The organism is Streptomyces sp. NBC_00873, assembly GCF_045207415.1.
GTDB lineage: Bacteria > Actinomycetota > Actinomycetes > Streptomycetales > Streptomycetaceae > Streptomyces.
In genome coordinates, this window is record NZ_CP108803.1 from 15,626 (window position 1) to 37,105 (window position 21,480).

Consider the following 21,480-nt stretch of genomic DNA (forward strand, 5'->3'; position numbering starts at 1 on the left):
CGTTTCGCGCGTCGGGGTTCCTGGTTACAGGCGGATGGTGAACCGGCCGTCGGGCAGCTTCCGCAGCCAGCCGCGATCGACGAGTCGGACCAGCTTCCCGCGCAGCGGTTCCAGCTTGGCACGCATGCTGACGTCGATGCCCAGGCCGTCGCCGACCTGCCGGGCCTTGACCGGTCCTGCCGCCTCCCGCACGGCGGCGAGGATCCGCTGATAGTCCCGCGGGAGCGTGGTCTCCTCCATACCCGGCTCGCGGTGCGGAATCAGCATCACCGCCTGTCCGCCAACCTGCCCCGGCAGCGGCGCGGCCGAGGCGCGCTCATCGGCGAGCTGATCGCTCACCCGCTCAAAGACTCGTTCGGCGCCGGCGAGTTCGTCCCGCTCTGCCCGCACCTCCGCCAGCTGCTTGGCCAGCCGTTCTTCGAGTTCGTCCAGTTCCGCGCGCCGCGCGGTGATCCGTTCCAACAACTCGGGATCCAGCATGTACCGGATCGTAGAGGGCCGCCGAGCCGCCGCGAGTAAGAACCGGACGGTTCGGCTCCCTGTTTCTGCTGCTACCCGCGTCAGGCCAGCCCGTGGACCACGAGCCGGCTCTGCTCCCCGTCAAAGAGCCATGTGCCGCCTGGCCCGTGCAAATGCTGCGCCGCACCTCCGCGACACCAGCCTGTTGCGGCACCTTGGCACCCACGATCAGGTTCTAGTTGCAGTTAACGTCCCCTACCCACAGGGAGCTGATGTTGTCGTTTCGGTTGTACTGGGAGGTATTTCCCTTCCAGTTCCCTACTGGCCACTTGTCCCCCCAGCTGAAATAATCTGTGTACGTGCAGACCAACCTGCCAGTCCTGTTCCATACCGAGGAGACTTGGTTGTCCAGGTTGAAGTCGCCCAGGTCATTGGTGCCACTCCGGAAGTACGCCGCTTTGCCAAGTCCGTTGTCGTGCTCATAGACGCAGAACTCGCCGACCTCGCAGTTTCGCCACGGTGTCTCGGCGGCGGGTGCCGCTGCTGCCGCTGGTGGGGTGAGCGCTGCGGACATTGCCAAGCCCGCTGCAGCGGTGAGGGTGAGGAGGGAGCGTCGCATCGACATTAAAGAATCCGCCTTTAGTCGGGAACATGTAGCTTCCTTCCGGCCACTAGAGCAGCTGGATGCCGGGAACCATATGCGAAAACAAGCCTTTGTTGCGGGCTGATGCGTCTCCCTGGGGGCCGCCGGTCGAGCACGGCTTCACCCACCTCAAGAACTGGCGGACCTTGACCAAACTCCGCACCGACCCCGCCCGCGCCACCCACCTTCTGCGCGCCCTGCTCGTTCGGATGAAACTCGAAGTCAGCCGCTGACGGAGGATCTTCTTCGCGGAGTTCCGCCCGCGACCAGCACGAGTACCCTGCGATCCGATCACACCAGCCCTTTGACCTGCGACTTCAAGTTGACGGAGTCTCAGTGCACGGCATTGTCGGTGGGCATCGGCCGCATCGAGTGCGCCGCACCGGGTGTGCTCAGCGGCCGGCTTCTGGCCCGTGGTGTCGGTCCGGCTGCTGGGGGCGGTGCGCGCGCTGGTCGTCCTCGCGCACCGGGTACGGTGCGGCGGTGTCCTCCCGGTCGGCGTAGCGGTTCATGGTCTCGTGGGCGTGGTCGGCCGCTTTGGCAAAGGCGTCCTGGAGACGGCGCAGTCGTTCGTCGGTGAGATCGAGGACTTCCACGTCGGTGCGCGACGCCTTCAGGGCTCGCAGTGCCGTCAGGTCGATCCCCGGTCGTGGCCCGGCCTCCGGCTCCTGGTCGTCGTGCTCGGGGTCGGCGTCCCGGTGCGCGAGCAGCTGCTCGGACATCGCGGCCTGCTGATGCGCGACGACGTCGTACGCCCGGCCCCGCACAGCGGTGGCGGTGGCGGTGGCGGTGCGCAGCTTCTCCCTCACCACCGCGCCAGCGAGGACGGCCCGGTCGTAGCTCAGCGGGAGGCGGGGTATCTCCCCCTCCCCCGCGTCCTGGCCCGGGGGCCGGGGCGCAGCCGACGTACCGGGATCGGCCGGGGGTTGCTGATCCGGGTCGGGCGCGGGAGCTGGTGGGCGGAGCCGGGCGGGGAGGTCGGAGAGCGCCCACCGGGCGGTGTAGAGGCGGTAGCCGGGCTCCAGGCCGCGCGCGGTCTTCGGGTCGCTGATGTCCAGGCAGTGCGCGGAGATGGCGGCGGCCACGATCCGGTCGTCCAGGCCGGGGTCGCGGCGGCGGCCGCGAAGGACGAGGGCGAGGTGGCGGCGGGCTTCGGCGAGCAGGTGCCGACGGTGGAACCGGCCGCCGTCGTTCATCACGAACACCGTCGCAGTGACGTCGACGGCCGCCAGGGCGACGTCGACCACGGCGGCGACCCGGGCCCAGATCGCCGCAGCCGCGGCACGGGCGTACTCGAGGAGGGAGTTGATGACGTCGACGGCCACCCCGGAGGTGGCAATCGCGCTCTCCTTCCAGTCGGCGCGCAGCTGGGCAAATGACCGGGCCTTCTTCTTGGGAGGGCGGGTCATCTTCGCCGCGATCCCGTTCAGCTTGGCGCGGGCCCGCTCGGAGACCACCGGCAGGAAGCGGGGCTCGCCGTCGTCGTCGACGGCGGTGACGTACTCGTGCTCCAGCTCGGCGAGGCAGGCGGCGATCTGGTCACTGCGCCGGGAGGTCCAGCGGATCAGCTCGTGCGGCACCCCGGCAACCTCCATCACGGGTCGGCGCCCCGGGGTGACGGTGCGCGGCTCGGTCGCCAGCCCAAGCGCCTCGCAGACCTCAGCGGCCACGGTCTCGTTGTAGAGCGCTGAGGCGGCGACGGTGTTCTCGTGCAGGGCCGTGGTGTGGATGGAGCTGTGGGCTCGCATTCGGAATGTCCCGTTCCGGCGTGCCGAACAGGGCCTTCTGAAAAGTCTCAGTTGCGGGACAGGGCGTTTCCGTCTCACCCCAGTGTCCCCTTTTACTCGTCGCTCAGCGCCCCCTGTCGGGTCCGCATGGAAGGTTTCAACCTGGGCACTGAAGTTCCCTGCGGGACGGCTCGTGGGTGGTTCGTGCGCACTTTGTTGGCTCTCTGGCCGCGGTGTTTTGACAACCCCTGGCTGTGGGGCACTGGATCAGCGTTTGACACGGTTGCGCACAGCCAGGACTGCCAGGCCCAGCAGGACGGGCTCGACCACGCGTGAAGCCATCTCAACGTAGGTGCCAGTGGTTGTGAGGTCCTCACCGGAGGATCGGAACACCACCGAGTTGAGCGTGACGTTCAGGGCCTTCTCGAAGCGCTCGCCGGTGAACTGGACCCCAGTGGGATTCTGAGGGTCCGCCTTGTCGATCTCGAAGGTGATCCTGCCTCCGCCGGGCGGCACAGTGCCCGTGGCTTCCTGTTTCGGAGACTCTTGAGGGAGCCCGAAGCCCATCAACAGCAGGATGGTGATCAGCATAGCGAAGGCAAGCCATCCCAAGGCTCGCAAACCGCGCAGGCCATAGCCGGACAGCAACCAATAGCCGTGCAAGAGTCCGCGTTCAGCGCGTGTGGTGCCGATGCGGTCGTGGCGGCGCATCTCCATCTCGCCGTAATAGAAATCTGCCGCCCCCGGCTCGTCCTTGCGGTCCTCGAACGACTTGCGCAGCGCCCGGTACACCGGAGCCAGCTGTGCCGGCCCAACGCTTCCGGCGCCGAACACCGCCACGTCCCAACCCCGGACTGCTTGCGGTTGACGCGCGCGCCAGTGGTGCTCTTCAGCGAGGGTGCGGCGCTGGGTGTACTGAGCGGGGCGCCACCGCCGTCGCGGCGGGACCTCGGCGAAGGGACAGATGCCCTCCAACCGGAGCTGGTCCAGATGCACTGTCCCGGTGAAAATGCACTTTGACAGTTCGACGTCGGCGAGGACCAAGTGGGCGGCGTCCACCCCGCGCAGTGAGGCCATCCGCACCCTGGTATCGGGCGCGTCGGCGAAGGCTTGTTCTGCCACCACCCGTCCATAGGGGAGACCGAAGGGCTCGTCCTCCCAGGCGATCGTGAGGGGGTACTCGAAAACCGCGTGGGCGAAGTCCACTGTGGCGTAGCGCAGACGCAACTCAGCCGCTGACGACCATCGGGTCCGCCGACACTCAAGGTGACGCGCGGCGATAGAGAGGGTCACCGGGCTGGTGAACACGGCGCCAGACAGCCTTATCCGCCCGGCGCACACCAGCGGCCCGAACCGGGCGACACGTTCGAAGGTCGCGAACCCGAACTCGGCTTCGCGCCCGAAGGCCGCCGCCCCGAAGCGGGCGTCACCCTGGAAGGTCGCCGACTTGAACCCTGCGACAATCTCGTAAGTCGTCGACTCGAACCCAGCGTCGCCCTGGAAGACCGCCGACGTGAACCAGGCTTCGCGCTTGAAGGCCGCCGACTTGAAGTCGGCATTGCCTTGGAAAGTCGTCGACTCGAACCCGGCGAAGAGCTCGAAGGTCGCCCGTGTGAACTCGGCCTCGCGCTTGAACGTCGCCGACCCGAACCCGGTGTATCCCTGGAAGGTCACTGACCCGAACCAGGCCTTGCGAACGAAGGTTGCCGACTCGAACCGGGCGCTAAGCGCAAAGGTCGCAGATACAAATCGGGCAGCGCGTTCGAAGGTCACTGATCGGAAGTCGGCTTTGCCTTGCAGGGTCGTCACACCGCCTTGCAAGGTCGCCTTGCCTTGGAAGGTCGTTGACTGGAAGTTGGCATCACCTTCAAAGGTCGCCGACTGGAAGTTGGCGTCGCCGAGGCGGGGGTACCCAGTAGCGGGGTCGCGAAGGGCATCGAGGAGAGCTTCAAGAAGGGGCTCGGTAAAAGGGGTGCCGCAGTGGTTGATGTCGGTACCGGGGGTCAGGCTGGTCAAGTAGGCGGTACGCTCCGCATCGGATAGATGCGCGAGGCACACGGTGTGTCCGGGAACGTGGATGCCGCGGCAGCCGACTGAGTTTGCTGCTGGGACGGCGCCGTGGCCGCAGTGAGGCCAGTGAAGCGGGGCGGGACTTGCAGACGTCATGTCTCAAGGACGATCGGCGTACCCAGGCAGTTGCCGAGGCGGCGCAAAATTCTTCGGAGCGCCACTGATGGTCGCACTGAGATGACTCGTGCGCTGGAGACCTCTCGTGCGGTCCGGCACCACGGTGCGGTGGCGCGGAGTACCGCATTCACAGAATGCGGTACAGGCGTTCGGTGTCCTCGGGGCGGACTCCGAGTTGATCGGCCAGAGGAAGGGCGGCCCGGGCCACACGCTGCCCGAACTCGGTGAGCTGCATGGACCGGCCTTTGGATGCGCGATCAACGAGTTGACCGCCGAGGTCCGCCTCCAACTGCTTGAAGGCCTTGTTGACCGCAGTCCGGCTGAGGCCGTGTTCGTCGCAGGCGGTGGCGAACATCGGGTAGCCGGCGACGCGTAGGAAGATCCTCAGTCGGCGGAGGTGGTAGTTGTTGCTGAGTACCGGCTGAAGCAGGGGGTCGGCATCGCCGAAGTCGTGAGTGGGGCGGCTGAATCGTCGCTGGCCCTTGGGGTCGGTGGGGCGAGTGAGTTTGTGGGTGCGGAGCCATCGCATGATCACGGTGAAGCTCACGTCGGCGTCGTCGGCGATGTCCGTGATGGTGCGGTTGAGCTCGATGTACTGGGTGTGGAGCCATTCCGGGTCGGCCTTTCCGCCAGGGCAATGGTTGTGCCGGGGCAGGCCGTACTCGTCCACGAGCGGGGAAACGTCTCGGGGGTGGAGTCCTCGGTCTTCAGCGATCTTCTGGAAGGACTGGCCCTGCTGCACGTAGAGGTCTTCCAGGAGGTCTTCGGGGATCAGGCGGCGGGCCGTCTGGAGTCCGGTCTCTTTCCGCCACTCGGATCGGTTGTTTCGGCTCCGGCTCCGGCCTTTGCGTGCTGTGCGGGAGTTCGCCCGCGTGACCTGTTGTGCAGGGGCTGGGTGGTTGATGAGGGCGAGGCGGAGGATTGGCAGGTCGGTGCCGAGGGTCTTGGCGATTTCTGCGGGGCGTTCTCCGGTTGCCACCCGGCGGTGAAGATCTTCGAGATCGAGGTCTTCGGGGCCGGGCCAGGGCAGGTCGAGGCCGTGCAGGAGTTCGGTGGGGGGCTCCCAGGTGAGTGGCTCGCCGAGCACGCCGCTGCACGCGAGGAACTCGTGGGCAACACGGTCGAGGCCAGCCAGCAGGTCGGGGGTGAGCAGGAACGGAAACCGCTTCAAGGTCGTGTTGAACGCGTGTGAGGGCCCAGGAGATCCAGGGAGTTGTTCATACGGTAGGCCGCTGATGCGTTCGAACAGGAAGGACCGGGCGTGCTGGTGGCGCCTGCCGTATCCGGGCTGCAGCAGGGCGTCGTTGCACACCTGCTTCCACTGGGCGGCGGGCAGCAGGTGGGTGTAGTCGAGCTGGCGGCGGCGGGCGTAGTCGATGGGAACGTCGTGGTGGTCGAGGTAGTCGGCGAGCCGGATCAGGGCGAGCTGGATGCCTTCCCATTGCGGCGCATCTCGTAGTGCCTGCAGGACGTGTGTGGTGACGGGCTGTTCGATGAGGCCGTGCAGGTATTTCTCCGAGGCGGTGGTGAGATCGATGGGGCTGTCGACCAGCATGAGCGCGACGGACAGGGCGGTGCCCAGATTCAGGCGTACGCCAGGGTCGAGGCGGACCTGCCACGTTGGCCAGAGCAGGGCTGGGGTCTTGGCTGCCCGTCGGCGCACGGCCGCGGTGTCGGCCGATGGACTTCCCGGCCTGGGGGCGGCGATCCGGTAGCGCAGCTGGTCGGTCTGTCGCATTCGGGGGGCGAGGGACGCGGCATGGGCGGTCCGCAGCATGGGGCTGCTGTAGCGGGCCCACGACTGGGGTGCGGTGGGGCTGAGCCAGCGGTCGCGATCTGCTGCCACGTCCGTCAGCAGCTGCATTCGGGCGCCGGCCTGCCGCAGGTCGGTTTGTCGCAGCACCGTCCAGGCCGCTGTGACACTCGCGGCGGTCACCGCGGCGTTGTATATGGCCTTGCGCTCCGTGGTGGGGAGTTCCGTGACGGCGGTCCGGCACAGTTGGGCCAGGTCATTGGGGATGAGTTGAGCGAGCTGGTCGGCGGACAGGACCGTCAGTGCACGCCTGCCGAGGGCTTTGATGTCGGCGAGAACGTCCAGGGCGGGTACCTCCGCACTCCGGTATACGCCGAAGGATCCGAGGCCAGCCTTCACGGTGTCGGCCAGGTCCTGCTGCGCACGCAGGGCCGGATGATGGGCGGCAAGGAGGGGGACGTCGACCTCGCTGAACGGGAACAGGCACCGGCGGCGGGTACCGGGATCATGCCGGCTGAGATGGCCGCATCGCCCCGGGGAAGGGATGTCGGTGCCCGGATAGGCGACCGTGCGGGGGCGGGCGCCGCACCGCGGGCAGGTGTCGGCCAGCAGTCGACGATGTGGGATGCACGCGTACACCCAGCCGAGCCGCCAGGAAAGCTGCCACCGGCCGCCGTTCTCCTTGAGGCACTCAGGGCAGTACCGCGAGCCCGTCCCGGTGCCGTGCTTCCAACTGCGGAAGTGGTCCACGTTGCGCCGGCCGCGGTCGACGAGTACGGCCCGCTGATCGAAGTGCGCGAGCGTCATCGCACGGAGGACGGTTTGTGGGATGCCGGTCGTGGCCGCCACGGAGTCGGCTTCCTCGTCTTCCAGTAGGACCAGCCAGGGCACGCGCCACACCCAAGCACGTTTGTGCAGGCCCACGGCGCCCAGCAGGTCCGCCAGTGGAGCACGGAGCTGGGCGGCTGCGGCTTCGAGCCACGAGTCCATGGCCTCCCCGGGCAGCGGGGGAAGCCGCAGCGGCAGTGTCCGCGTCACCTTCACGCCACGGTCTTCGTCGTCGTGGTCTTCGACGTCCGTGGCCGGGTGATCTTGGTGGTCATACGCCGAAGGGCGAACTTCTTCGCGAGAGCGTTGCGGGCTCGCTCCGCCGCGGCGTCCAGCTTCACTTGGTCCAGGAGTTCCTCGTCGAGGAGCTCGGCCCCGGTGCGGGCGGCTCGCTGGCAGCCTCGGTTGATGAGCGTCATCAGCGAACCGATGTGGCCGGTGGTGCGGATGTAGAGGTAGTCGGACAGTTCGTCGGCGAGCATGCCGGGGAACTTCCTGGCCAGGACGATCCGCTGTTCCAGTGCCAGGAGGAGGTTCCGCCATTGTGTTCGGTGCCTGTTGTCGTTGACGACAAAGGGATCCATGGTCAGCGGCGTGGTGCGGCGTGCGGACTGGGCGAGGGTGATGTCGCCGCTGGAGTCGGCCTCGGAGTACAGGCCGCGGTTGCCCAGTTCGACCCCGATGAAGATCAGAGTGACGGGGAACTCGTTGGCGATGTACTTGAAGTGGTTGCTGACCTCCTTGCCGTTTTTGTCCTGCCACTTGAGAAAGTGGAGGTCGTCAATGATCAGCAGTTTTGTCTCACATCGAAGGACGCAGTCCAGCGCACGCTGCACGAACAGGGCGGCCGTGCCGCTCGTGCGGCCGGGGTGTGCGTAGAACTCCAGTAGAGACCGGTTGAAGTCCTTCATGCCGATGTTGCTGGTCAGGCCGACGCGGCAGACGGGCCACCGCTCGTGACCGGAGGCGGTGAAGGCGCCAGCCCGCGCGATCTCCTGCCGGTGGTACTTCAGTGCGAAGTCGAGCACCGCGGTGGTCTTGCCCAGTCCTGGAAACGCGTCCACAGCGATGGCCCCTTTGGCCTTGTCGCCGTCCTGCTGGTTGCTGGTGATGATGTCCCACAAGTCCTCGTGCAGTTCCTTGAGTTGAGGCGTTCCGATCGGCCCGAGGTTGGCGTGCCAGACACTCCGGCCGTGCTCGTACTCGAGCCGTGCCGGATCACTCAGGTCGGAGATCTGCTTGGCTGTCAGGAGCTCCGGCTGCCGACGGAGCTCGGCCTCCGCTAGGGCCCGCAGTCCTTCCTTGCGGGAGAGCGTGAGGTTGTCCAGCTGCGGACGCACGTCCTCGGACGGATCGGCGGGGCGGGGCGGCATCATGCGTCTTCCAGGGCGTCGGCGTAGAAGTCCTCGTCGGAATCGGGGCCATCGAGTTCGTCGTCCTCGTCGTCATCACCGGCTACCGGGCCCTCGTACGGCTCGGCCTCGTCCAAGTCCTCCAGGTCGTCCGCGTCGTCGGTGGCGTTGAGGATTCGGGCGACGGACGGAAGCGCTCGCACGTCGTCCGCGACGGTCTCCGGCAGGTCGAAGGCGGACTGCTCGCGGGCCTGGCGCAGCGCGAGGCGCCGCTCTGCCATCGTCAGCCCGAGCCCCAGGTGCCAGCGGTCAAGGAGCTCCGCGACCGCAGTCTCGTCGTCGGGGAACGGGTACTTCTGGCCCGCGAGCTTCCGGGCGATCTCGATGGCCCCCTGACTGATCGGGAACTTCTGTGCCGGGGCGTGCTCCCACTCCAGGGTGTGCCAGCGGCGGGTGTCCGGGCGGCGGAAGTAGATGTAGTTGATGTTGTCAGGGTCGACCTGGATGGGCCACAGGCCCTTGGCCTTGGGGCCGGTGTACGGGCTGGTCTCGCCCCGGTAGCCGTTCAGGCCGTCGCCGTTGTAGCGGCACTTGCGGATCTCGACGCCATAGTGGTGGGTCGGCTTCCACTCGGTTTTCAGGAACTCGAAGCCGAGGTCCGGATCGCGGGGCACCTCGATGTAGCCGGCACGGGCGATGCCGTGCTCGAACATCTTCGCTGGCGAGAGGTTCAGCCCCGGCACGTAGGCATCGACAAGTCCCCTATGCGGCCTGTGGTGGTACGTGCACGCCACCCACTCCCGGATGATCGCCTCCAACTCATGGAGGAAGAAAAACGCCTGGTCCTCCGGCCGCTCGCCGCGCGAGAACAAGTCAGGCCCCTTGTAACCGGGCAGCTCCTCCAGCACCCCCTCGCGCACGGTCTTGAAAAATCGCTCCAGCGGTCCCTTGTCCCGGCCCGTTCGCAGCCGGGCGGGCTGAATGGACAGACCCAGACGCTGGCAGACAGAGGTGATGTGCTCGGAGATGTAGGGCTTGCCGTGGTCGACCACGATTGTCTCCGGCACCAGCGCCGGAGACGCGACACCGCGCGGTGTGCCCTCCTCAGCCTCTTCGCCCTCCTCATCCTCTTCGGGGTTGAGCGCCTTGCGTTCGACGAAGACCGTGCGGGGAATGCCGTGGTCGGGCCACACCGCGTACGCGGGCCAGCCCTTGCCTGCCGGGCGGGGACGAAAGGTCTGGAACATCACCGCCGCGACGTCGATCGACGACGTGGACACCGGGGTCACCCGCAGCCCCGTGATGCACCTGTCGTACCAGTCCATCGCGGCCGTCAGCTCGGCCTGAACCCACTTCATCGTGATCGGGTCCATCGCGAACACGTCGAGACGCGTCGTGTCCAGCAGCAGATACTCACCCGGCCTCGTAGGCCGCAACTTCCCGTACGCGCCCGGCGGCCGGGCGGCGATGTCCCGGTTGCGTTTCGAGCTCAGCCGGAAGGTCGGCAGCCGCCGCTCCAGCTCCTGAAGCCACCGATACGCCGTCGCGCGGCCCGGCAGCTTCACCTCGCCCTCGCCGTAGCGGGCAACGAGGCGCGGGCCGACGGCACGGATCACTTTCCCGCGGGTCGGCTTCGACTCCTTCCCGTGCTCGGCCATGATCTCCAGGGCCATTTCCACCCACCGCGCGTCGGCCCGACCGAGCCCGCCCATGTCGCCGTCGCCGTGATCCGGGCCGCCGTGCACGAGCCCAGCTTCCCGGTCGGTGTGGAAAGCGCGCACCCACCGTTTGATGGTGCGTACGCTAACGCCCAACTCTGTTGCCTTCGCCTCGTATCGCTCCAGTTTGGGCACGGTGGCCGCGTACTGCGGCCGGGGCTCGCCCGCCTCCGGGAGCTCGTCGCTGCCCGACCGGAAGCCGGTCAGCACCTCGTTGATATGGGCGGCCCGTTCCCTGACCTTTTCCAGCTCCTCCTCGCCGAGCTGGGCGAGCAGCACCGAGGCCGTCTCGCGGTCGTCGTCCGATTCTGGACCCGGCTCGGTCGCGATGACCTGGGCCCGGCCGGAGGCGAGCACCTCACGCAGCGACAGCCGGAACCGGCGCCCCGGACCATCCCGCACCAAGACCTCGTTACCGGCCGCCGAGCCGAACATCTCCTCCACCACGACGACTTCGCCGTCGTACCTCAACCTCGAACCCAAGCCGACACGTACAGCAGCTCCGGTCACATGCCCTCCCTTACGAGACCCCCGCACCAGACAAATCTGCTCGCCCTCCGCGCCATCGCGTCCGGAATCCTCGACGGGGCGTGGCAGATCACGCCGACCAGCCCCGACCCCTACGGCCCGGCCCTTGCGCAGCACATGGCGCTCGGACAATGGCTCCGCCATGTCCGTCACGAAGTGCTGACACCACAACAGCCGCAGGACAGCAGCCCGCACCCGCCAGTCCGGGTGCCGGGGGAAAGCACAAAACGCCTCGCCCAGCGTTGCCCCATACAGATCCGTCGCCCGGATCTCCGCGAGCAGGTCCTGGTCGAAGAGCCAGTCGCGGCGATACCCGGCGAGAAAGCGAAGGTTCGCCAACTCCGCCTCCGGTGGCTCGGACCACACCTCGAAATCCCAGCCGCGCGACAGCACAACCTCACGAGCCCAGCCGAGCGCGAAGTTCACCTTCGGCCGGGTGAGCAGGTGCCCCGGCTTGACGTCCACGACCAGGGGCACGTCGTTCTCGCGCAGCACCAGGAAGTCGGGTACGTGCCGGCGTCGACAGCCGTCGACGGTAGTGGTCAGGAGGAACGGCTGGGCGAAGACGGCCGTCACGTCCGGGTCGAAGTCGGCGTAGAGAAGGCGCGTCAGCTCGAGCCGGGACTCGTAGACAACGTGGTCACGCATGGTGGAAGACCAGTGCGTCCCCGAGTAGTGCTTCTGCCCGTACCGCCAGCGGAACGTACGCCACGGAATCGAGGGCTCGAAGACATCGGCGCCCGTCGTCGACCAGACCAGGTCCTCGTCGATCACCCCGTCCGTACGACGGAGACTCATCGAAACTTCGCCCACTACACGCGCCATAGCTCACCCCCAGGCCGCGAGAGCGGGAAGCAGAAATCCCGATCTCGATCAGCTGCGACGTCTCCACGATCAGGTTGGAGATCGCCGCTGCATAGATCAGGACCGGGATCAGCACTACGACGAGCGAACGATCAGACGGGAGTTCGTCTCACCGCGCCGTCCCTTGGGCCAGACAAGGGCCACGGTCAATGAGAAAGGGACACTAGAAATGCGAACCTACACCCACGTCCCCTTGTCGTCCGGCCGCCGGGCGCGGATCGACACCACCGCATGATCGTGGAGCAGGGGCTTCCCGGCTCTGGACTCGTAGTCCCGGAACACCGCGACGATCAGCCCGTCCTTCACCGGGGCGCGATGCTTGCCGCCGCTCCCCCAGCGGATCTCCGCGACCGACTCCTCCAGCCTGTGGGGCTCGTAAAGTCATCGCTGCAGGTGAACAGTGGTGTCCATGGTTGTCGGTGGTGGCTGGGACCCTGTCCGGATGATCGTGTGGCTGTTGTGCCGTGCTGCTCGCACGATGCTGTCCGTACCGGCTGTCCTGCTGCGCCGGGACACTGCCAGGGACGCCGAGTTGTTGGTGCTGAGGCATGAGAACACTGTCCTGCGCCGTCAGTTCAAGGGCCCGGTCCGCTACGAGTCGGCCGACCGGTTCTGGTTCTCCGCGCTGTCCTCGCTGATACCGCGGCGCCGCTGGGCCGGTGTCTTCCCCGTCACCCCCGGCACCGTGCTGGCCTGGCACCGCAAGCTGATCGCCAAGAAGTGGGACTACTCCGCCCGCCGCAGCCGTACCGGCCGACCCCCGACTGTGGCCGCGCTCAGGAAGCTGGTGCTGCGCCTGGCCAGCGAGAATCCCCGGTGGGGGCACCGAAGGATCCAGGGCGAACTGGCCCGGCTGGGCCATCCGATCGCACCGTCCACGGTCTGGGGGATCCTGAACGCCGCGGGCATCGACCCGGCTCCACGCCGGTCGGCCCCAGCTGGCGCGAGTTCCTGACCACCCAAGCCCAAGGGATCATCGCGGCCGACTTCTTCCACGTGGACACCATGCTCAGAGAGCGCCTGTACGCCATGGCGTTCCTGGAACACGGCACCCGTCAACTGCACATCACCGGCGTCACCGCCCGCCCCACCCGGGCCTGGGCGACGCAGCAGGCCCGCAATCTCGCCGACCAACTCGACACGCGCACGGAGTCCCTGCGCTTCGTGCTGCGCGACCGCGACGCCAAGTACGACCAGTCCTTCGACGCCGTCTTCGAAGCCGAGGACATGGAGGTGCTGCTCAGCGCGCCACGGGCGCCTCGGATGAACGCGCACTGCGAGCGGGTGATCGGCACCGTCCGCCGCGAGGCGCTCGACCACCTCTTGCTCATGAATGAGGCCCACGCCCGGCAAGTCCTTGCCGACTTCGAACGGCACTACAACACACATCGACCTCACCGGGCCCGAGATCAACGGCCCCCTCACGCCTCCGGGCAGCCAGCCACCGTCCACGACCTCGACGGCCGCAGACTCCTGCGCACCCACATCCTCGGCAGTGCTATCAACGAGTACCGGTACGCCGCTTGACCTGCGCCGATGACTTTTCGAGCCCCACAACTCGTGCAGCCGCTCGCTGCAGGCAAGTTTGGACGGCTTCGGCCGCCGCGCGGCCAGCTCGGCCTTCCACTGCGCGATCGACGCCCGGTAGGCGAGTTGTCCGCTGCGGGTGGCCGCATTGCGCCGCAGTTCCCGCGAAACAGTGGACGGGTGCCTGCCCAGCCGACGGGCGATCTCCCGGACCCCGGTGTTCTGAGCCTTCAGCACAGCGATCTCCTCGCGCTCTGCAAAGGAGAGATACCTGCCCGACACCGGGCCCAGCTCGATCGACGGCATACCGCCACGTTCCTGGAACCATCGTGAGCCGACCGGCCCCGACACGCCGCACGCGATCGCCGCGTCCTCGCTGGTCAGCCCGTCAGCGATCTTCTTCCAGAAGGCACGCTCCACATCCCGGCGGACCGGCGGCCTGCCCGGAGACCGCATCGCCGGGCGCCCCGTCACCGCCGTCGTCCACCCTGCCGGTCGCCCCATCGGACACCTCCATGATCGAGGTGTTGCGACGACCGGTTGAATCCACCCAATACACATCGTTCAAGCTCGCCGAGCACCTGGACACCGCCGGCATCGCTGCCTCTATCGGCTCGGTCGGCGACGCTTACGACAACGCCCTGATGGAATCGACGATTGGTCTGTACAAAACCGAGTTGATCAAACCCCAGCGGCCCTGGAAGGCGCTCTCCCAGGTCGAGCTGGCCACCGCCGAGTGGGTCGACTGGTACAACCACCGTCGGCTCCACGGTGAGATAGGCCACGTCCCGCCCGTCGAGTACGAGGCCAATCACTACATGGAATCCACGAAACACCAGGTCACAACCACAATCTGAGATCTCTACCGAACCCGGGGCGGTTCAGTGGGAGCTGACGGCGGGGGGCTGTACGCGCCTAGCCATCCGACAGTCTAGCCGGTGGCACGAGTTCGGTTCAGCAGTGCAGAGCAGACCGGCCGCCTGCAGCTGCCGACCACCACCTGCTTTGGCAACGCCTGCACACTCGCTGACCAGCCCACGCCCCCGCAACTGCCCCGGCCCCAGCACACCGTCCGACAAATCCCGTGCGCGCCACGCCTACCGTCGCGCCAGCCACACTGCGCAAAACCAGCGCCGCTGTGCTTCCCCCGAGATCGGGAGGGTCTGACAGCGGGTCATACAGGCGAGGCCGACGGCGGCGAGCGGAATGACCTGCTGGCCAGCAGGAGAAGGAAGAGCTGGCATAGCTGAGCCCGGATCCACCGGCTGATCTTGGGGTGGGTGTTTCGGGGTTGTGCGGGCCGTGTCGGGGTTGAGTCGCGGATTCGGGCATGGGGTGGCCGCTGGTCTGCCCAGCTCTTCCACTTGTCCACAGGTGTCGGGCCCTTTCGGGCAGGTCGGTCGGGGAGCGTCAGGAGGCTGGCAGCCCATGCACCGTGCGGAAGAGCTGGGTGAAGTCCATGCTCCAGGGCCAGCGTTCGGGTAGGTGCAGGGTGAGGCGGCGGGCTGAGCGGGCCAGCCGGGCGGGCACGTTGATCAGGTGGTCACGGATGGTGGCGGTGGTCGCTCTGGCATGGAACGTGCCGGCCAGGGCGCCGGTGGCGCGGGTCAGGTTGTGCGCCAGCGCTGCCAGGGCGAGCCACGCGGCATTGGCCTGGAAATGGCCGGACGGCGCGTGAGCGAAGGCACTGTTCTTGACATCCGCGATCACCTGCTCGACGACAGCGTGCCGACGGTGGTCACGCTCGGCGTCCTTCAAGGAGAGCGGGGAGTCGGTGAACGCGGCGTGGTAGCGCCAGGTATCGAAGAGCGTGCCCTGCCCGGCGGGGACGGTGCCAGTGCCCAGGCGCTTGACGCGGCGCACGAGCAGACGGGCGGTGACCTGCTGTTTCTTCGGCTTGGAAGTGAACGCGGTGTAGGGGACCTCGGCTATCTCGGCGTCCGAGATCCAGCACTGGTCTTCCTCGTCCCAGACCGCCTTGGGGTACTTGATCGGCGTCCAGGCGCCCTCGTCGATGCGGGCGATCGCGGCCTTGACGGAGGCGTTCATCCGCACGGTGACGGAGAAACGCGCGCCCAGTGCCCGGCAGGAGTTGACGACATCGGCGCCGTAGAACGCGGAGTCCGCGCGCATCACCAGCAGGCCACTGGCGCCGCAGGCGCGGGCGGTGCGGATGGTCTCGGCGACGAACGCTGCCGCGCCGCGCGCGGAGTTCGACGGTCCTTTGCGCAGCCTGGTCGCGGCGATCACCGGGGCGGACAGGGGCGTGGAGACGATGCCGAGCAGTGCGTTCAGGCCCTTGACCTTGCTGTATCCGTAGCCGGCGCCCTGCTTGGCGTAGCCGTAGGTGCGGCGGATGGTGTCGTCGATGTCCACGTAGGCGACCTGGTCCGCGCCGGGCAGCAGTGGGGTATGACGGGCCAGTGCGGGCAGGAACCGGCGGGCCACGGCGTGGAGTTGCTTCACATGCCCGTGCGTGAAGGAGCGTAGAAACGATCCCAGCGTGGACGGGGCCCGGACCCCGGCAAACAGGCGGCCCATCGCGCCATGCCGCAGGCGGTCCATGTCATTGATGCTGTCGGCGCCCGCGGCCATGCCACCCACCAGCGACATCAGTTTCGCCGCTGGGAAGGCGCCGGTGCCGTCCTTCGATGCGGGCAGCCTGATGAGCTCGTCGGCCAGAGCTGGCAGACCGCACCGCTCGGCCAGCCGCACCACCGGCTCCAGCCCGCCGTGCGCGATCAGGTTCGGGTCGTCGAACGCGGATGAGACCGCCGCTGCGGCATGGGAAGATTGCATCTCGGAAGTGCCTTGCCGATCGTGCCTGATGTGGTCCTAGAGAAACCCCATCATCGCAGGTCGCAAGGCACTTCTTCGTTTCCGGAAGAACGACCCACAGGCGTCAAGCCGGTGGATCCGGGCTCATTCAGCCCCTGGTGACGGCTTGCGGTCACCGCCCGATCCAGGAAGCGATCATTGAGTACATGCGGACTGGTTCCGATTCAGAGAAGGTCGGCGCCAGCATGGCGTGGTACTTCGCCCGTCCAGGACTCCAGTACGCCTCCATGGAGGATCTCCGGCGAGGAGTGCCCACGGAGGAGAGCGAAGCGGCACTGGAGGCACTGGCCGATCTCCGCGACGACTACCGATCGGCCTGCCTCTCCGCGTTCCTGGCCTGCGAGGGCCCGGAGACGCGCCAGGACCTCTCGCTGGCACTCAGTCTCGACCCGACGGCCTACCCCACCGACCTCCAAGACAGCCATGAGAAGGCCAGGCGCATCATCCTGGCTGACCCCGAGCGAAATCGCTCGCTGCTGGAACGCTGCCCGCACGTGCCACCGCCTGCAGAGGGTCAGCAAGATCCGCCGACCCGTCCGCACGCTTGACAAGGACGATTGGGAATCAGTCACACCTAGCGGTTCTCCAGATGGTGCAGTTAAGGGTGAAGGTCCGGCACGCCGACACCACCGACGCTGCGGTCGTCGGCTACACCGGCCCCCGGAATAGGCCCCGCAACCTCGCCCTGGTGCCCGAAGGAGAGAGCACGCCACGGCTGTCGGCACGGATCGGCCCGGTGCTGTCCGTACGGATCGGTGCCGCACTCGGCGAAGCTGACGTGCTGGGACCAGCCGAGGCGGAGGGCGAGCCCTACACCCGCCTGGACACCAGCCTTGTTGTTGAGGTCCTGGCCGGGGCAGGGCGGCAGGGCGCGGCACCCTCACCATCACACGGATCCACTGATCTACACGGATCCACTAATCACCTCGGGGCAAACGAATTCTGCGAGCAGGCGTTCGGCCCGGCCATCCGTGTCTGAATCACGGGGTTTTGCGGCTGTTACCGATGAGCGTGCTGTTCGATGCGTGACTGACGGGGTGGTACGGCGGGGCGCGCGGGCGAGCTGAACAAGGCTTGTTCCCGGCTGCGGGGCGGATGCGTGCATCCAGCAGCCAATGTCAGGGGCACGCTCGGGTGGGGTCTGCGATCAATACAATCGCGAGTTACGGAAATGTCCGGATTAAGTAACACGAACCGAAGTCGCTGCTGGTGATGACGGAGATACTCCAGGCTATGGGTTCTCGGCCTGAGGGGCCGGGACCCGCACCGCGCAGCATGGCCCCTGACCGGGTCCTGGGCGCCCTTACTTGAGGGGACATCAATGTCTGCTTCTCGTACCGTCCGCCGCATTGCCGCTACCGCTCTGGCGGCCGGTTCCGTCGTCGCCGTGGCGGCGATGCCGGCGTCCGCCGACAGCGACCACGGCCAGGGCCACGGGCACGGCCGCCACCAGTCGTACTCCAACGTCGTCCTCGGCAACGTCCAGTACGACAGCCCCGGCCGTGACGACTGGTCGAACCGGTCCCTGAACCGGGAGTGGGTCGAGGTCACCAACACCGGCCGCCGCGCGGTCGACCTGGACGGATGGACGCTCTCGGACCGCGACGGCAACCGCTACCGCTTCGACGACCTGCGCCTGCCCGGCTACGCCACGGTCCGCGTCCACACCGGGCGCGGCTATGACACCCGCCGGGACGTCTACCAGGGCAGCCGGGACTACATCTGGAGCAACTACGCCGACAAGGCCACCCTGCGCGACGACCACGGCCGCACCGTGGACACCCACTCCTGGGGCTACCGCCGCTGACCCACTTGCCCTTGCCCAGCCACTGACCAAGGGCGCACCTTCCGCCCCCGGGGTGCAACCCTTGTGATCCGGCGTGCCACCACCCACCCAGGGTGGTGGCACGCCGCTCTCGTACGTCAACAGCCTCCGGGTTCTTGCCGCTTGGCACGGTGCACACCCTTAGCTCCTGGAAGGAGCTGAAGGGCCCTGGTCTGAGGGTCCAGGGCCCAGGCGTACGCATCCCGGAATGTGTTCCTGGTCGGTTGGTGGTTTGCTACTCGGTGGCGGCGGCCGGGCTTCTCGGCGCGCCGTTCATCGTGTGCATCCGCCAGGCTCAAGGAGGAGTTCCGGGCCCTGTCGGCCCGTAGCTGCCGAATCTCTTGGCGACGCCCTGCTGCCGGCGCGCCGGGCCCGGTGGCTGAGGGTGCGCACGGTCAGGGTGCGCGACCTGTTCGGCTGATGCGGGCCCGGCCGCCGTCTCTCTCCCCCCACCGCCCGATGGCGGCAGGGCGGCAAGGGGGCGGAGGTCTGTGAATGTGTCGTGCCGTCAGCCCCGCTGGTGCGGACCGGCCGGCGTGTATTGCTCGGCCTGCTGCCAGCTCGCGGGGATGCCGAGCGCGGTGGGGGCGTCCGCGATCCCCGCGCCCAGGCGGGGGTCGGCGCCGGGCAGGGGCCGGCAGGCGGTGCGCACCAGCAGGTACAGCGGGTCGGCGCGGGCCGCGGTCCGCGGCACCGCCTGGGTGCGCAGATGGTCGTGGTGGGCGAGCAGCAGCGCCGCCAGCCCGGTGACGTGGGCGGCGGCGATCGCCGTGCCGTCCACCGCGGCATAGCCGTCACCCAGGCTGGTGGTGATGACCGCCGCGCCGGGCGCGACCAGGTCCACTCCCGGACCGGTGGGGGTGAACGGGGCCGGGTAGGGGCCGGGCCACGGCGGCTGCACCCAGGTGAGCGGGCTGCTCACGGGATAGGTGCCGGTGTGCGCGATCGCCCCCACCGCCAGCACCCCCGGCAGGGTAGCCAGCTGAGTGAGGGGGCCGGCGGTGTCTCCCGCCGGGGCGATGACCGTGGTGCCGGCGGCGTGCGCATCGGCGAGTTTCCAGGCGGCCAGCTGGGACTGTACGGGATAGGCGAGGCTGATCTGGGCGATGTCGATGTCGTGGGTGATGCAGTAGTCGACCGCCTCGAGCAGGTCGCTGAGGTGCCCGCCGGGGAACAGCTTCAGCGCATGCACCTCGGCCTCCGCCGCGATCCCGGCGATGCCTGCGTTGTTGTCCGCCGCGGCGATGATGCCGGCGCACCACGTGCCGTGCCCGGTCACATCGAGGCCCCAGGTGCCGTTGCCGGCGCCGGTGAAGTCGTGCCCGTGCTGGACGGTGTCCTTCAAATCGGGGTGGGCGGTGTTCACCCCCGAATCGAGCAGCGCGATCTTGATGCCGTGGCCGCGGTAGGTCGGCGGGATCTGGTTGAGCCGCATTGCCTGTGTGCCCCAGCCGGTGAGCGCCTTGCCGGGGAAGCCCTCGAAGGTGTCCGACAGGGCCTGCACCGTAACTACCGCCTCGCCGTTGTCGGCGGGTTGGGGGGTGCCGGTGCGGGCCGGCCAGTAGTCGGCCACCGGGCGGACGTAGAGCGCCTGGAGCGTTTCGGGGGTGTCTGCGGCCAGGGTCATGGTGACGCGTCCGTCCGGGCTGGTGACTCCGTGGACCGGGCCGCCGGTGCCGATGGCCCACACGTGCGCGCCGGCCACCGCGTCCCCGTCACTGCCCACCACCCGCAGGGTGAGATGTTCGGGCTCCTCCAGGGTGACCGCCAGCATCGGGTCCAGTACCGGCACCGGGCCGGCACCCACCGGCGGGGTGGGGGTGTAGGACAGCGGCTGGTCGATCTCCACGACCACCTGCGGGTTCCCGGCCAGGGCGCGGGCCCGCTCCTGGGGCATCTTCACGACCGCGACCGGGGGGCAGGCCGGATGCGGCTCCGCGATCGCCCCCAACCCGCGGGAACGGGACGGCCGCACCTGCGCCACGGGTTCCACATCGGGGTCCTCCTCCAGCAGCTTGAACAGCGCCGAGGCCTCAATCGGCGGCACCCCACCGGCAAGCAGCCCCGACGGCCGGGGCGCCACCAGATAGCGGCCCCACCCCGCCCGCACACCCCGACCCTGGTACCCCAGCGCCTGCGCCTCCCCGCTCATCCGTCCGGCCGGTTCACCTGCCCCGCCCGCAGCCGCCGCCGGCTGCCCGGCCTCACCCGCCGTGCCCTGCGCACGCGGGGTCTTCCCGCCCTTGCCGTTGCCCGGCTTCACACCGTTGCCGCCCTGCTCACGCATTCAGCCAACCGCCATCTCAACGTAAAGCATCGTCGTACGCCCTGGATCTTCAGTGGCTGGCCGGGAAGCGGGCGTCCATGAGCTCCCCGGCCAGCGGCCCGCCGCGCCTTTGCCTCGCCCCGCCGCGGCATCCGGCCAGGTAGGCCCGCCTCCCCACACGGGAGGGAGAACGAGCGCTACCCGGGCGGGTGTCTCACATGCCCAGAGGCGACAGCTGCCCGTACTGCGGCTGCTGCCCGAACATCCCCTGGCCCGGGAACTGTCCCTGGCCAGGGAACTGGCCGAACTGGCCCTGCGGCTGCATGCCCGGGAACTGGCCGAACTGCTGCTGGCCCTGCTGGCCCTGCTGGCCCTGCTGGCCCTGCTGGCCCTGCTGGCTCTGCTGCACCAGCGTCAGGATCGCAATAGGCAGCGCCTGCTGCACGGACTGCTCCACAGCGCTGCGCACGCCCTGCTGCAGGGTGTGGTGCAGCGCGACAGCCAGGTACGGGTGCGCGTGGTGCTGGGGAATGCCCTGCTGCTGCAGCTGCTGCTGGACCTGCTGCAGCTGCTGCAGCGTCTGCTGCACGCGCTGCGCCACCTGCTGGCTCGCCTGCTGGCAAGCCTGCTGGATCGACTGCTGGACCACCTGCGCGATCTGCTGCTGCGGCTGGCCGATCTGGCCCCAGGGCTGCTGCTGGCCGAACAGCTGCTGCTGGTTGTACGGCTGCTGGGTGTGCGGCTGGCTGATCTGCTGGGGGGTGTAGACGGACATGCGGAACTCCTCCTTGAGCCTGGCGGATGCACACGATGAACGGCGCGCCGAGAAGCCCGGCCGCCGCCACCGAGCAGCAAACCACCAATCGACCAAGAACACATTCCGGGACATACCGCCAAGCGGGGAGCCACGTCCCGGTCGCGTTGACGATCGCCGCAGTCACGGCATCCGCTCTGCTCACAGACGT

Annotated in this window: 14 protein-coding genes and 4 pseudogenes; 6 read left to right on the forward strand and 12 right to left on the reverse strand. The window is 68.1% G+C overall.

Annotated elements, in window-relative coordinates:
* Positions 1-24: 24 nt before the first annotated feature.
* Together OH809_RS00055 and OH809_RS00060 are read right to left on the reverse strand one after the other, a co-directional pair.
* Entirely contained in the window at positions 25-480 is a 456-nt protein-coding gene (locus tag OH809_RS00055; protein WP_406415207.1) for a hypothetical protein, read from the reverse strand.
* A gap of 214 nt (positions 481-694) precedes the next feature.
* Complete coding sequence (locus OH809_RS00060; protein WP_406415208.1) at positions 695-1,084, reverse strand: peptidase inhibitor family I36 protein; 390 nt, start codon at positions 1,082-1,084, stop codon at positions 695-697.
* A 59-nt stretch (positions 1,085-1,143) separates the two neighbouring features.
* Here OH809_RS00060 and OH809_RS00065 point away from each other — a divergent pair, with 59 nt between their 5' ends.
* Entirely contained in the window at positions 1,144-1,335 is a 192-nt protein-coding gene (locus OH809_RS00065) for a hypothetical protein (protein ID WP_406384966.1), read from the forward strand.
* A gap of 159 nt (positions 1,336-1,494) precedes the next feature.
* Here OH809_RS00065 and OH809_RS00070 read toward each other — a convergent pair whose 3' ends face one another.
* The 6 genes and pseudogenes from OH809_RS00070 to OH809_RS00095 form a co-directional block, all read right to left on the reverse strand.
* Positions 1,495-2,850 carry a relaxase domain-containing protein gene (locus OH809_RS00070; RefSeq protein WP_406415210.1) on the reverse strand — a complete coding sequence of 452 codons (1,356 nt, stop codon included), beginning with the start codon at positions 2,848-2,850 and terminating at the stop codon, positions 1,495-1,497.
* A 246-nt stretch (positions 2,851-3,096) separates the two neighbouring features.
* On the reverse strand, positions 3,097-4,845 hold the full coding sequence (locus OH809_RS00075) for a pentapeptide repeat-containing protein (protein ID WP_406415212.1): 1,749 nt from the start codon (positions 4,843-4,845) through the stop codon (positions 3,097-3,099).
* Between the two features lie 298 nt (positions 4,846-5,143).
* Positions 5,144-7,807 carry a TniQ family protein gene (locus tag OH809_RS00080; protein ID WP_406415214.1) on the reverse strand — a complete coding sequence of 888 codons (2,664 nt, stop codon included), beginning with the start codon at positions 7,805-7,807 and terminating at the stop codon, positions 5,144-5,146.
* A gap of 2 nt (positions 7,808-7,809) precedes the next feature.
* Positions 7,810-8,973: an AAA family ATPase gene (locus tag OH809_RS00085; RefSeq protein ID WP_406415216.1), complete on the reverse strand. Its 1,164-nt coding sequence runs from the start codon at positions 8,971-8,973 to the stop codon at positions 7,810-7,812.
* Positions 8,970-11,993, reverse strand: a complete 3,024-nt coding sequence (locus tag OH809_RS00090) for a TnsA-like heteromeric transposase endonuclease subunit (RefSeq protein ID WP_406415218.1) — start codon at positions 11,991-11,993, stop codon at positions 8,970-8,972. Before OH809_RS00090 ends, OH809_RS00085 begins: the two co-directional genes overlap by 4 nt.
* A gap of 249 nt (positions 11,994-12,242) precedes the next feature.
* A pseudogene (locus OH809_RS00095) lies at positions 12,243-12,422 on the reverse strand (relaxase domain-containing protein); the annotation flags it as partial.
* A gap of 79 nt (positions 12,423-12,501) precedes the next feature.
* Between OH809_RS00095 and OH809_RS00100 the strand changes: the two are divergent.
* A pseudogene (locus OH809_RS00100) lies at positions 12,502-13,586 on the forward strand (integrase core domain-containing protein).
* A 36-nt stretch (positions 13,587-13,622) separates the two neighbouring features.
* Here OH809_RS00100 and OH809_RS00105 read toward each other — a convergent pair.
* Positions 13,623-14,090, reverse strand: a pseudogene (locus tag OH809_RS00105) (transposase); the annotation flags it as partial.
* A 44-nt stretch (positions 14,091-14,134) separates the two neighbouring features.
* On the opposite strand from OH809_RS00105, the pseudogene OH809_RS00110 reads away from it, so the two are divergent.
* Positions 14,135-14,443: pseudogene (locus tag OH809_RS00110) on the forward strand (integrase core domain-containing protein); the annotation flags it as partial.
* A 553-nt stretch (positions 14,444-14,996) separates the two neighbouring features.
* Here OH809_RS00110 and OH809_RS00115 read toward each other — a convergent pair.
* Complete coding sequence (locus OH809_RS00115) at positions 14,997-16,385, reverse strand: IS1380 family transposase (RefSeq protein WP_406415220.1); 1,389 nt, start codon at positions 16,383-16,385, stop codon at positions 14,997-14,999.
* Between the two features lie 224 nt (positions 16,386-16,609).
* Between OH809_RS00115 and OH809_RS00120 the strand changes: the two genes are divergently transcribed.
* The 3 genes from OH809_RS00120 to OH809_RS00130 all read left to right on the forward strand — a co-directional run bounded on the left by OH809_RS00120 (position 16,610) and on the right by OH809_RS00130 (position 18,231).
* Complete coding sequence (locus OH809_RS00120) at positions 16,610-16,972, forward strand: hypothetical protein (protein ID WP_406415222.1); 363 nt, start codon at positions 16,610-16,612, stop codon at positions 16,970-16,972.
* A 41-nt stretch (positions 16,973-17,013) separates the two neighbouring features.
* Positions 17,014-17,403 carry a hypothetical protein gene (locus tag OH809_RS00125; protein ID WP_406415223.1) on the forward strand — a complete coding sequence of 130 codons (390 nt, stop codon included), beginning with the start codon at positions 17,014-17,016 and terminating at the stop codon, positions 17,401-17,403.
* A 342-nt stretch (positions 17,404-17,745) separates the two neighbouring features.
* Positions 17,746-18,231 carry a lamin tail domain-containing protein gene (locus OH809_RS00130; RefSeq protein ID WP_406415225.1) on the forward strand — a complete coding sequence of 162 codons (486 nt, stop codon included), beginning with the start codon at positions 17,746-17,748 and terminating at the stop codon, positions 18,229-18,231.
* Between the two features lie 526 nt (positions 18,232-18,757).
* Here the strand turns inward: OH809_RS00130 and OH809_RS00135 are convergent.
* Together OH809_RS00135 and OH809_RS00140 are read right to left on the reverse strand one after the other, a co-directional pair.
* Complete coding sequence (locus OH809_RS00135) at positions 18,758-20,536, reverse strand: S8 family serine peptidase (RefSeq protein ID WP_406415227.1); 1,779 nt, start codon at positions 20,534-20,536, stop codon at positions 18,758-18,760.
* Between the two features lie 193 nt (positions 20,537-20,729).
* The gene (locus tag OH809_RS00140; RefSeq protein ID WP_406415229.1) at positions 20,730-21,290 is read right to left on the reverse strand and encodes a hypothetical protein; all 561 of its coding nucleotides are present in this window, start codon (positions 21,288-21,290) and stop codon (positions 20,730-20,732) included.
* Positions 21,291-21,480 lie beyond the last annotated feature (190 nt).

Coding starts and splice junctions, on each gene's coding strand:
- OH809_RS00055 (WP_406415207.1), bottom strand. CDS start 480: ATGCTGGATCCCGAGTTGTTGGAACGGATCACCGCGCGGCGCGCGGAA.
- OH809_RS00060 (WP_406415208.1), bottom strand. CDS start 1,084: ATGTCGATGCGACGCTCCCTCCTCACCCTCACCGCTGCAGCGGGCTTG.
- OH809_RS00065 (WP_406384966.1), top strand. CDS start 1,144: ATGCCGGGAACCATATGCGAAAACAAGCCTTTGTTGCGGGCTGATGCG.
- OH809_RS00070 (WP_406415210.1), bottom strand. CDS start 2,850: ATGCGAGCCCACAGCTCCATCCACACCACGGCCCTGCACGAGAACACC.
- OH809_RS00085 (WP_406415216.1), bottom strand. CDS start 8,973: ATGATGCCGCCCCGCCCCGCCGATCCGTCCGAGGACGTGCGTCCGCAG.
- OH809_RS00090 (WP_406415218.1), bottom strand. CDS start 11,993: ATGAGTCTCCGTCGTACGGACGGGGTGATCGACGAGGACCTGGTCTGG.
- OH809_RS00115 (WP_406415220.1), bottom strand. CDS start 16,385: ATGCAATCTTCCCATGCCGCAGCGGCGGTCTCATCCGCGTTCGACGAC.
- OH809_RS00120 (WP_406415222.1), top strand. CDS start 16,610: ATGGCGTGGTACTTCGCCCGTCCAGGACTCCAGTACGCCTCCATGGAG.
- OH809_RS00125 (WP_406415223.1), top strand. CDS start 17,014: ATGGTGCAGTTAAGGGTGAAGGTCCGGCACGCCGACACCACCGACGCT.
- OH809_RS00130 (WP_406415225.1), top strand. CDS start 17,746: ATGTCTGCTTCTCGTACCGTCCGCCGCATTGCCGCTACCGCTCTGGCG.
- OH809_RS00135 (WP_406415227.1), bottom strand. CDS start 20,536: ATGCGTGAGCAGGGCGGCAACGGTGTGAAGCCGGGCAACGGCAAGGGC.
- OH809_RS00140 (WP_406415229.1), bottom strand. CDS start 21,290: ATGTCCGTCTACACCCCCCAGCAGATCAGCCAGCCGCACACCCAGCAG.